This window comes from Micromonospora sonneratiae, from assembly GCF_042679305.1.
GTDB classification, from domain to species: domain Bacteria; phylum Actinomycetota; class Actinomycetes; order Mycobacteriales; family Micromonosporaceae; genus Micromonospora_H; species Micromonospora_H sonneratiae.
In genome coordinates this window covers 1-12051 of record NZ_JBHTMP010000116.1, presented here as the reverse complement: position 1 = coordinate 12051, position 12051 = coordinate 1, and the positions used below count along the sequence as shown (strand labels likewise).

Here is a 12051-nt window from a genome sequence, read left to right as displayed (position 1 = left end):
CCGGCGCGCACCCCCGCACCCGGGCCGTCCCCACCGGCTGCGGCAACCGCCCCGGCCAGCTCCACCGACGCCGATCCGGCCACCGGCCAGGTGGGTGCCGGCAGCGCCCTGATCGCGGCAGCGGCAGCGGGGTTGGCCGGCAGCGGGGTCAGTTTGGCCGGGGCACCCGTCACCTTCGGGTCCCTGGGCAGGTCGGCCCAGGTCGGACCCACGTCCGCAGCGGCCCGTTCGGGTGCGCTCACCATCGAGACCGCCATCACCACGGCGGTCCCGTAGCCGGTCCACCTCCGCCAACTTCTGTCGAGTCTTCGCATTACCACCCTCCGGGGCTCGCGGATCTGGGACAGGGACAGGGGGTCGGGGGTCAGGGGGTCAGGGGTCAGAGGTCGGGGTCAGAGGTCGGGGTCAGGGGTCAGAGGTCGGGGTCAGGGGTGAGGGGTCAGGAGAAGGCCAGGTTGTCGATCTCGGTCTGGCTCAGCACACCCTGGTAGACGCGTACTTCGTCGATGCTGCCGCGCCAGTAGTTGCTGTACGCGTCGGCGTACTGGGACCGACCGACCTGCATCGGCCCGGACGCCTGCCAGGCCGTGGTGAACACCGCCGACGAGGCGAGTTCGCCGTCCACATAGAGCCGGATCTGCCGTTCCGCCGAGTCGTACACCCCGACGAGATGGGTCCACCGCCCGACCGTCACCTCGGCCCGGGAGAACGCCCGGGCAGCCGTTTCCCCGGCAGCGTCCTTACTAGACACGGAAAGGACGAACTTCCGGGTCGACGGTGAGTACTGCAGGTAGAAGCCTGAGTTGTACGTGCCGTCCTGGGCGACCACCGTCGCGTACCCGCTCGGCAGCGAGGCCAGGTTCACCCAGGCGCTGACGCTGTAGCTGCGGTCCGTCGTGGCCACCGCGGTCGCCGTCGTGAGTCGACCGGTCACCCCGTCGGTCGCCACCGCCGCACCGGGTACGCCGTACCGGTCGACGGCCCAGGTGACACCGCCGGCGGCGGTGAGCGGCCGGCCCTTGCCGGATTCGTCGGCTACCGTCGAACCGGTGCCCTCGTCCATCGCCCAGTGCCCGGCCAGGACCGCCGGGCGGTTGGCCAGTTCGGCGATGTCGGCCGGGTAGGCGACCCGGTCGTACACCCGCACCTCGTCGATCTCACCGGGCCAGTACTCGCCGAACACGCCCTTGTACTTCAACCGGCCGATCTGCAACCCGCCGGAGGCCTGCCAGGGCGGGTCGACGAAGGCCGTCGTCGCGGCGAGCGCACCGTTGACGTAGAGCCGGATCTGCCGCGCGGACAGGTCGTACACGCCGGCCAGATGGGTCCATCGGTTGATCTGCGGCGGAGTCGGGGAGACCGCGCGGATGATCGTGGTGCCGGTCACGTCCGTGGCATGCCGGTTGAAGACCCAGCCGTGCGTGGTGGAGTAGTAGAGCTGGAAACCACCGTTGACCGCACCCGCCTGGGTCAGGGCGGTGGCGTTGGCGGCGTCGGAGCGCAACCGAACCCAGGCGGCGACCGTGAAACTGGTGTCGGTACGCACCACCGGGACGGACGTGGCCGCGTACTGTCCGGTGCCGCTGAGGGTGAGGGCCCGGTCGGCCAACGGGTCGCCGTCGGCCGAAAAGCCCGTGCCCAGGCGACCCGTGGTCCAGCCGCCGCCGGTCAACGTGGCGGTACGGCCGTTGCCGCTGGCGTCACCGGCCGTCGTCCCGGTTCCCTCGTCCAGCGAGTAGGACGCCACGGGACCGGCCGTGGGCGCGAGATAGAAGTCGTACGCCCGAACGGTGCTGCGGTTGCCCGCCGAGTCGACGCTACGCACGTACAGCGTCCGCAGCGGGCTGGGCGACGGTCCGGGGGTGATGGAGACCGTAGCTCCCCGGTCGGCACCGGTTGCGGCAACCGAGGACGCCGGCTCCGGGTTGTCGATGTCGTACTGGTACGAGGCGATGTCGGCGATGCCGTTGGCGGTGAACCGGAACGTGCCCGGTTTGCCGACGCCCCCGGCCCGTACCGGGTTGGTCGGGTCGGCCTCCGGATAGTCGGTCGAGGTGACTCCCGGCACGAGGGCGGGTGCCGTGCTGTCCACGCGGAAGTAGCACCACGGGCTCCACGTGCTGGTGGCGATGCCGTCGTCCGCCTGCACCCGGAAGGCGTACGTCTGTCCGTCGGTGAGCGCCGGCGTCGATGTGGCGAAGCTGGAGGCCTGCTTGAACTCGGTCAGGTGACTCCACAGTGGTGTCGTGCCCTGGGCCAACTCGAACCGGGCCCGGACGTTCTGCACCGTACTGTCCTGGTCGGCCACGGTGGCGATCAGGCGGGGTGCGAGGTCGGAGACCGGGGGCGCGTCGGCCGGGTCGGCCGTGCAGGCGTACGCGGGGCCCACCCGCAACGCGGTCGGCACCTCGGGCACCGAGTTGTACTCGACGGTGAGGGTCGGGTTGTTCTTGAACTTCTTCCAACCGTACGTGTCGGACTCGCTCGTGGCCCGCAGCCCCAGGGTGGTCGACGACCATTCGTTCGCCGCCGCCTCCACCACCGCACTGGTCGCGTCGAACTCCACCGGACCGGCGGGACAGTTGGGGCCCCATCCCTTTGCCGCCTTGACGGTGTGCAGCCTGCGCACCCAACTCGGTTGCTTCGCCCAGGTGGTGGCGCTGCTGATGCCGCCGGTCAGCCAGAGTTCCACGTCCCGCTGGGTGCAGGAGTACGACCACGTCTCGTTGGTGGCGAACGTCGCACTGAAGATCTGCTTGCCGTTGAGCGGGGCGGTGTCCATCCGGAAGAACGACCGGTACGTGTCGGACTTCGGAGACGCGTAACTGTCGCTGTAGTAGCCCACCTTCGCGTCGGAGGACGAGTTGTAGTAGGAGGTCGTCGAGAAGTGTCGGCTGACATGGGTCCAGGCGGACCTCTTCGCCGGGTGGTAGAGGTACGGATCGAGGTGGACCGGATACCTGGTCGCCGGGTCGGTGAGCACCGACCGGTCCGGTACGACCGTCAGCGCATCGTCGGTGACCGACAGGCCCATCCGGGCCTGGCGTGCCTCGCCCGGGCTGGAGTCCCACATCTGCGGTGTCGGACCGTGCAGCACCAGGTTGCCCCGGTCGTCCAGCACGTTCAGGTTGCCGGCCGGATCGACCCGTACCTTGGCTCCCTCGGTACGTAGGCCGAAGCGGAGGCTGTGCAGCGCCGGGTTGCTGCCTGCCGCCCGGTCCCGGACCACGAGCACCTGCTGGTAGCCCGCCACGTCGGCGGTCATCTGCAGATCCACCCCGGGCAGCACCTCCCGGTAGGTGGCGGTGGCTCCGGTCAGCACGGGCACGGGGAGCGGGCCTGGCCAGCTGAGCGCCAACCGGCTGTCGCCGTACGAGACGCGCAGCAGTGGACCGGCGCCTCCCCCGGACAGGACCAGTCCCACCTGGGTCGCGGTGGGTGCCACGCTGCCGTCGGCCCGGGTACGCAACGTCGGGTCGGCGACCAACCAGTCGGTACCGCGCCGTACCCGTACCGGTCGGGCGTGCTCCCGCAGGATCAACGTGCCGGAGGGGTTGGCAAAGACGGTGCGGGTCTCCGTCCGCAGACCGGTGACCTCGACGCTCCGGCCCGAGCGTCGCGCCGCCGACCGTGCCGCCGCCTCGTCCTGCGCGGTGGCCTCGTGCGGTGTCTCCCGGTCGGGGGCAGCCCCGACCACCGGTACGTTCGCCGCCTGCCGTTCGGCGTATGCCGGAATCTGGCTGACCCCGACGGCGGCAAGACCGAGACACGTCGCCATCACGCCAGCAACGGCCCGCCTGCCCCTGTCACGCATCCCGCTCTCCCCCGTAACCGATACCGTCAAAGTGGGTATCGCTCGACGTAGATTGTCGGGAGTGGATGCACATAATGTGCACACCTGTCGCGTGGCCCGTAGGCGTTCCCGCTGGACGCAACGGCAGTGCATTTCCTTCAATGGATGTGCGGACTCCCGTTCCGGTGCTCTGGTCGTGCGGTGGGAGACGGACGTCCGGCAAGGAGTTGACGGCGGGAGGGCACGAGCCTGACCGGTGGCCGGTTCCGACCGGTCGACAGATCCGGCGGTGCGGGGGACGGCAACGAACGTCGGTAGTGAAGCGGGGGCGGTTCGGGGTGGAGTTTCGGGTCCTGGGGCGGCCGGAGGTCAGCCACGCCGGCGAGCGCCTGGATGTCGGCGCGCCGAAGCAACTTACCGTCCTGTCCGCCCTACTGCTCAGTACGAACACGGCGCTCTCCGCCGAACGTCTGGTGGAGTCGGTCTGGTGGCAGCCGCCGTCGGCTGCCGGCTCGAACCTACGTGGCTACCTGGCGGGGCTACGTCGTGTCCTGCACCCGCCCGGTGAACGTGACTCCCGCCTACGCACCGAACGGGCCGGCGGTTACCGGATCGTCGTCCGCCCCGGTGAACTCGACCTGGACCGGTTCGACGACCTGGCGGCACAGGGCGAGCGCGCCCTGCGCACGGGCCTCCTGTCGACGGCGGCCGACCACCTCGAGCAGGCGCTACGGCTGTGGCGTGGTCGTACGCTGGACGGGGTCACCTACGGGCCGGCGCTCCAGGCGATGGTGACCAGGGTGGAGGAACGGCGACTCGTGGTCGCCGAACAGTGGGCACAGGCCCGGCTCGACCTCGGGCAGCCGGAGGTTGTCGCCGTCGACCTTCGTAGCCTGGTCCGGGAACATCCGTTGCGGGAGCGGCTCTGGGCGCACCTCATACTGGCCCTGTACCGGTCCGGTCGGCCGGGTGAGGCGCTCGCCGCGTACGCCGAACTGCGCACGGTACTGGCTGGGGAACTCGGTGTGGACCCAGCGCCCGACCTACGGCGGTTGCACCGGCAGATCCTCCGGGGCGAAGCCGACGTTGGTGGGCCGACGGTCGAGAGCGCACCGGCGGTGGCGAGGCCACGCCAACTGCCGGCCGGGGCGAACGCGCTGTACGGTCGCGCCACGGAACTGACCTGGTTGGCTCAGCTCCTGTCCGGCAGCCGGGCCCGGCCGGGTCCGGTCGTGGTCGCCGTCGACGGCGTCGCAGGTGTCGGGAAGTCTGCCCTGGCCCTGGCGGCGGCGAACCGCAGCGCCGCCCACTTCCCGGACGGGCAGTTCTACGTCGACCTGCAGGGAGCCACCCCCGGGCTGGCGCCGCTGCGGTCGATCGACGTGCTCGGCCGGTTCCTGCGTACCCTCGGCGTCCGGCCAGCCAACGTCCCGGACGACGAGGCGGAGGCCGCCGCACTGTTCCGGTCACTGGTGGCCCAGCGTCGGGTGCTGGTGTTGCTGGACGACGCCGTGTCCCTGGCCCAGGTCCGCCCGCTCCTGCCGGGCGGTTCGGGCTGCGCGGCTCTGGTCACCAGCCGGGAGACGCTCACCGGTCTGGTCGAAGCCGTACGGGTGCCGCTCGGGCTGCTCACTCCTCCGGATGCCGTCGCCCTGCTCGGTGGGCTCACCGATCCGAACCGGGTGGCGGCCGAGCCAGAGGCCGCCGCCCGGGTAGCGACACTCTGTGGCTACCTTCCGTTGGCGTTGGGCATCGCCGGTGCCCGGCTGGTCGCCCGGCCCGGCTGGCCGCTGGCGGCCCTGGCCGATCGGCTGGCAGCCGCCCAGCACCGGCTCGACGAGCTGGCGGTGGCACATCTGGCGGTACGGTCGAGCATCGAACTGACCTATCGCGGGCTGCCGCAGCCGGTGCAGACAGCCTTTCGGCGGCTGGGCCTGTTGAAGGCCCGCGACTTCCCCTCCTGGGCACTGGCCGCCCTGTTGAACGTGCCGTTACCGCAGGCCGAGCGACTGATCGACAACCTGCTCACGGTACGTCTCCTGGAGACGACTTCGGGTGCCCCCGGGCAGATGACTGGTGAAATCCACTATCGGTTCCACGACCTGGTCCGGTTGTACGCGCAGGAGCAGGTGGCCGAGAAGGACCCGGTGCACGTACGGACGGCGGCGGTCCGTCGGCTCAGCGGTGCCTGCCTGGCGCTCGCGGAACGCGCGGAGGACCGACTCTCCGCCGACTTCCTGGGACTGACCCGGCACCGGGTGGCCCGTTGGAGCCTGCCGCGTCCCGACGTGGAACGCATCACCGCCGACCCGCGCGCCTGGTTCGACCAGGAACACGCCTTTCTTGTCGCCGCAGTGGAAGACGGCATCGATCGGGGCGCCACCGGTCTGGCCGGCTGCCTGGCCGCAGCGCTGACCACCTTCTTCCAGGTGGGCAACCACTTCGACGACTGGCGACGGGTGCAGACGGCCGCGCTGGTCGCCGCGGAGCGGGCCGGCGACCGGCGGACCGCGATGAAGCTACATCGTGGTCTCGGCGAACTGGACACCGTCCAGGACCGGTACGACGACGCCATGGAGCACTTCACCGCCGCGCGCGCAGCCAGCACCGACCGGGACCCCGGGCACGTCGCTGCGATCAATGCCGGACTCGGATACCTGCACCGGCTCCGGGGCGAGTACAACGCCGCACTGTCCCGGTTCACCGAGGCCCGACAGTTGGCCGAGGCCACCGGAAACCACAACGGCCTGGTCTACGCGATCGGCGGCATCGGGGCGGTACAGATGGAGCGGGGCCAGTTGACCTCGGCCGTCGAGTGTTTCGAGGAGTGTCTGCGGCTCAGTCAGGCCGCCGGCTACCTCCCCGGCGCGGCCCAGGCGTGGCGCTGCCTGGGGCACGTCTACCGGTACCGGGGCGACTACGACGACGCGGCGATCCACTTCGCCCGGGCCAGGGAGATCAGTGAGGGTCTCGGCGATCGGCTCGGCAGTGCGCATGCGGCCTGCTGGCTCGGCGAGATGCGGGTACGACAGGGTCGGCACGTCGAGGGGCGTCGGCTGTTGGTGCAGTGCCTGTGGATCTATCGCGACTTCGCCAACGAGTGGGGTGAAGCCGCGACGCTATGGGCGCTCGCGGTGGCCCAACTGGCCGTCGGTCGGCCGAGGGTCGCCCGGCACCGGGCGGCGCAGGCGGTCGCAATGTGGCGACGGCTGGGATCACCATACTGGCTGGGCACCGGCCTTGAGACGCTGGCCGAGGCGTACGACCTCATCGATGAGCCCATCGCCGCCCGGCAGGCCCGGCAGGAGGCGAACCAGCTCCGGCAACGGCTCGATGAGACATGACCGCCAAAGCGGACGGCCTTCCGAGGATCTCGTGTTCACCGAGGTGTCACCCGCGCCTTCGCGGCGGCGAGCCGAGCTCCGGCTCCACTGTGTAGCACTGACCTCAAGACTTCATAGGACCAACAGTCTTGATTCACGAGAGAGCACGATCGGGATGTGGAATACGTTCGACACGATTTGAAATACGGATCCTATTCAGGTTCGGGATACGGCATTTCCCGACTGCTTTCTCGCACAGGATGTCGACATGCCCACAGTGGCACGCAGCGGAATCATCGGAAGAGGGGAACCCACCCAAAAGTCATCGACACGCATCGAAAAAATATGGCCCGGTGGCATCTTGCGAAGAGAGCGTAACTCCACAGCGAACGGCGTAAAGGAGGAAAGGACCACTCCTTGCCATCTTCAACATATAGCAGAGCAGGGGGCTTGCGGCAAGACCCGGGTCGTACCGCAGAATCGTCGGCCGAGACCACGGCCAGCGAAAACGGGGGGACGGTATGCATGTCTCGTTGTCGCTGCATGGGGATAACGGTGACGTCGAAGGACTGCCCGGTTGCCCGGTCGAAGCCGGGACCCCGGACGTGCTTTCGATGTTTCGCCGTCGTCCGACCGGTCGACTCGTCAGGAAGGAAGGCAATGAGATGGGGACGTGTGCCCACCAAGAGGTTCGACACAGCTTGCGACGCCGGTGATGCGGCCGGTCGGCGCAGTGCAGCGGAGCACGGCTGCCTGGGAGGTATCGCAATGATCGAGCAGTACGTACTGGGCCTACGGGAGATCGACAGGACGCAGGGCGCAGTCGTCGGCGGCAAGGGTGCGAACCTGGGGGAACTGTCGCGGATCGAAGGTATCCACGTGCCGGTCGGCTTTTGCGTGACGACGCACGCCTACCGGCGAATCATGGCGGAAGCACGGTCGATCGACGACCGGCTCGACCAGCTGTCGCACCTGGATCCGGACGACCGGAAGGCGATCCGCACCCTCAGCGCGGAAATCCGCCGGACCATCGAAGGGATCACCATCCCTGACGATCTCGCGACGGCGATCACCCGCGCTCTCGTCCAGCTCGGCAGGCAGGCCGCCTACGCCATCCGATCCAGCGCGACGGCAGAAGACCTACCGACGGCCTCGTTCGCAGGCCAGCAGGACACGTACCTGAACGTCGTGGGGCCGGCGGCGATCCTCGAACACGTCAGCCGATGCTGGGCCTCGCTCTTCACCGAGCGGGCCGTGACCTACCGCCAGCGCCACGGCATCGACCACCGCAACGTCCACATGGCCGTGGTCGTACAGCAGATGGTCTTCCCACAGGCGGCTGGCCTCCTCTTCACGGCCGACCCCGTCACATCCAACCGAAGGGTCGCCTCCGTGGAGGCCGGCTTCGGCCTCGGCGAGGCCCTGGTCTCCGGTCTGGTGAACCCGGACGTGTTCAAGGTCCGCGACGGCGAAGTCATTTCCAAGGCGGTCGCCGCCAAGCAGCGTGCCGTTCACGCCCTACCCACTGGCGGGACGCAGGAAGTGGCGATCGACCCGGAGCGGCAGGAGCTGCCTGCACTGACGGATGCCCAGGTCGTGCGGCTCGAGCAGCTGGGCCGGCGGATCGAAGCGCACTTCGACCACCCTCAGGACATCGAATGGTGCCTGGTAGACGATGACTTCCAGATCGTCCAGAGCCGGCCGATCACCACGCTGTTCCCCGTCCCCGCACCGGGCGACCAGGAGAACCACGTCTACGTCTCCGTCGGTCATCAGCAGATGATGACCGACGCCATGAAGCCCCTGGGGCTCTCCCTGTGGCAGCTGACGACCCCCGCGCCGATGCACGAGGCCGGCGGGAGGCTGTTCGTCGACGTCGCCAAGGCCCTGGCCTCGCCCGCGAGCCGCGCGAACATTCTCGAGGCCCTGGAAAGATCCGATCCGCTGATCGGGGACGCGTTGCGGACCATCCTCGAACGCGACGACTTCGTCCAGTCGCTCCCGGACGCCGGTCCCGGCGTGCCGGCGGGCGGCGCACCAGCTCCGATCGAGACTGATCCGGCCATCGTCGCCGAGCTGATCGGGCGCAGCCAGGCTTCCATCGCCGTGATGACGCCCACCATCCGGACCAGGTCCGGATCATCGCTCTTCGACTTCATCCTCGCGGACCTCCAGGAGCTGAAGCGCATCCTGTTCGACCCGCGAAGCCATCAGGTGATCATGGCGGGGATGGAGGCCACGTGGTGGCTGAACGACCAGCTACAGGCGTGGCTGGGTGAGAAGAACGCCGCCGACACCCTCACGCAGTCTGTCCCCCATAACGTCACCTCGGAGATGGGGCTGGCACTACTGGACGTCGCCGACGTGATCCGCCCGTATCCCGAAGTGGTGACTTTTCTCCAGCACGTCGAGGACGAGGGGTTCCTGGACGAGTTGCCCAGGCTCGGAGGCGGGCGGGAAGCGCGAGACGCCATCCGGGCCTGGCTCGACAACTACGGCATGCGCTGCGTCGCCGAGATCGACATTACGCGACCGCGATGGAGCGAACGCCCCACCACGCTCGTACCGATGATCCTCAGCAACATCAGGAATTTCGAGCCCGGCGCACGCAAGCGGCTCTTCGAGCAGGGCCGGCAGGAGGCGTGGCGGACGGAACGAGAGCTTCTGGCGCGCCTACGGGCCCTACCGGACGGCGAGCGGAAAGCCGGCGAGGCGAAGCAGATGATCGACCGACTGCGGACCTTCATCGGCTACCGCGAGTATCCGAAATACCACATGGTCAGCCGTTACTTCGTCTACAAGCGGGCCTTGCTGGGAGAGGCCGAGCGCCTCGTGCAGGCCGCCCTGCTCCAGGACAGGGAGGACATCTTCTACCTCACGTTCCATGAGCTCCACGACGTCGTGCGCACGAACCACGTCGATCACGAACTCATCCGCCGACGCAAGGACACGTTCAGGTCGTATCAAGCGCTCACGCCGCCCCGCGTGCTCACATCGGATGGCGAGGTCATCTCCGGGGAGTACCGACGCGGGGACGTGCCGACCGGCGCGCTGATCGGCCTACCGGTCTCCGCCGGGACCGTCGAAGGGCGGGCCCGCGTCATCCGCGACATCGCACAGGCTGATCTCGAACCAGGCGACATTCTCGTCACGGCACATACGGACCCCAGTTGGACACCCCTCTTCGTCGCCAGCTCAGGGTTGGTGACGGAGGTCGGAGGATTGATGACGCACGGGGCAGTGATCGCGCGGGAGTACGGCTTGCCAGCCGTCGTCGGGGTGGTGGACGCGACCCGGCTGATCTCCGACGGGCAGCGGATCCGCGTACACGGAACCGACGGGTACGTCGAGATCCTGCCTTGACCGACCACTCACCCACGCCGACCTGGGCACCAAGGGCGACGGACCGAGATGCCTGTCCCCGGGCAGTACGCCCAGCGCCGACGACCAGGACGTTTCGGCGGGCCGCGGCTGGTAGGCCACCCTGTCGCGAATCTCGACACCGGCGCACCGAGCGTTGCGGCCACCCACAGGAGTAGATGGCGCGGGACGCGTACCCGCGGCCGGTGGTCAAGCCGCCGTCCCGTTTGGAGCCGGCTACGGTTCGCGTCCCGGCGCTCCAGGTGCCACTTGACCGTGGATCCGCGTGGTCCCGCTCCGTGCCTCAGTTGCCAGTCATCCGGACACTGGCTCCAGCCGTTCCCGGCTCCGTGTGAGCGCAAAGCGGAGCGGTCCACCGCCACCGTCGACCTGCCAACCTGCGGCGAGCGCCGCCTGGATCACTCTCGCGACCAACTGCGGCGTTACTGGGGCCAGGGCGAACGCCTCAGCCACCCGGTCCGCAGGCGCGGTGATGATCGGCCCGTAGTTGAGCCACGGATCGTCGAAGGCCACCCGGACCTCCAACTGCGTACCCCGCCTGGTTGCGACATACCAGACCCTGACTACGACGTGGCCTGGGTCGGCGTAACCGACCGTCCATTGATAATCGACGCCATCGACGCAAATCCTCCGCCTGCGAGTCCTCGCCATGGTGTAAGGGTAGGCAGCCGCACCTCGGCTGGTAACGCAATTTGCGGCCGTCGGACCAGACGTACTCGCCGGCGTGAAGTGGCCACTACAGACATCACCATGGTGTCCATAGACTGCCTGCGTGGCCAACCTGCCGGAAACACGTGGATGTCCCGTCGTACGCGCTGACTTCAGCGACGACAGGTCCTGGCAACGACTCAAGATGGAGATCACCACGTCGACCGAGGAAGGCTTCGGTGCCAACGTGGAGTTCGTTGAGGACCACACGCTGCTCGACCTGGACGAACATGCGATCATCGATCACTACCCTCGCGCCTACCCGCATCGGTACGAGCATCCGGTCGTTTTCGTCGTTGACACGGTTGCCCTCTCAGAACCCGAACATCCGATCCTCGTAATCAACCTCAACGCCGGCGTTGCGGTACGTCCGTTCAGAACCACGCCTCGAGGCGTACAGTCGATCGAGAACAATCTTTCAATTTCGAACATGGACTTCGTTGAATTCACCAACGCAACAGGGGCAGACGGAATCTTCCGAGGATTCTGAGCGGTCCGTCGACATGTGCAGCCCTGCAAGTCGCTCCGAGCGTGGGTCGTCCGAGGCTGGCCAGTGCGGTCGACGGGTTCTTCAACGTCGCAGTTTGGGGATCTCGGTTCGCTATCCCCCGTCCTGGTAGGTTTCTTGTGTCTCGGGGGAGAAGTCGACGCTGAAGTCTCCGAATGCGGTGACTCCGATGCGGAGGCTGTCGGCGGAGGGCAGGAAGTGCCCGCTGTGGTTGTCGATGCGTACCCCGAAGTATCCGCTTTCGGCGTCCCCGACGATGTCTGCGGTGCCGGCGGCGAGGACGGGTCCTCCCCGGCTGAGCACGGCGTGGGAGATCTCCTGCTGGTAGACGTCGTGGG

General features: G+C 68.3%; 6 protein-coding genes and 1 pseudogene. 3 read left to right on the top strand and 4 right to left on the bottom strand.

The genetic code is table 11. The features are described from left to right. Both ACFQ4H_RS33895 and ACFQ4H_RS33890 read right to left on the bottom strand, forming a co-directional pair. A pseudogene (locus ACFQ4H_RS33895) lies at nt 1-314 on the bottom strand (hypothetical protein); the annotation flags it as partial. Between the two features lie 125 nt (nt 315-439). After that, a complete protein-coding gene (locus tag ACFQ4H_RS33890) occupies nt 440-3814 on the bottom strand; it encodes a LamG-like jellyroll fold domain-containing protein (RefSeq protein ID WP_377579206.1) in 3375 nt (1124 codons plus the stop codon). 317 nt (nt 3815-4131) lie between these two features. On the opposite strand from ACFQ4H_RS33890, the gene ACFQ4H_RS33885 reads away from it, so the two are divergent. Continuing rightward, entirely contained in the window at nt 4132-7137 is a 3006-nt protein-coding gene (locus tag ACFQ4H_RS33885) for an AfsR/SARP family transcriptional regulator (protein WP_377579204.1), read from the top strand. Between the two features lie 747 nt (nt 7138-7884). Further along, nucleotides 7885-10479 (top strand): rifamycin-inactivating phosphotransferase, encoded by a 2595-nt coding sequence (rph, locus tag ACFQ4H_RS33880; protein ID WP_377579202.1) that lies wholly within the window; start codon nt 7885-7887, stop codon nt 10477-10479. 312 nt (nt 10480-10791) lie between these two features. On the opposite strand, the gene ACFQ4H_RS33875 is transcribed toward rph, so the two are convergent. Continuing rightward, on the bottom strand, nt 10792-11010 hold the full coding sequence (locus ACFQ4H_RS33875) for a hypothetical protein (RefSeq protein WP_377579200.1): 219 nt from the start codon (nt 11008-11010) through the stop codon (nt 10792-10794). Between the two features lie 259 nt (nt 11011-11269). Between ACFQ4H_RS33875 and ACFQ4H_RS33870 the strand changes: the two genes are divergently transcribed. Next, a complete protein-coding gene (locus ACFQ4H_RS33870) occupies nt 11270-11695 on the top strand; it encodes a DUF6924 domain-containing protein (RefSeq protein ID WP_377579198.1) in 426 nt (141 codons plus the stop codon). A 111-nt stretch (nt 11696-11806) separates the two neighbouring features. On the opposite strand, the gene ACFQ4H_RS33865 is transcribed toward ACFQ4H_RS33870, so the two are convergent. Further along, the coding region (locus ACFQ4H_RS33865) for a hypothetical protein (protein WP_377579196.1) at nt 11807-12051 on the bottom strand (245 nt) is incomplete at its 5' end.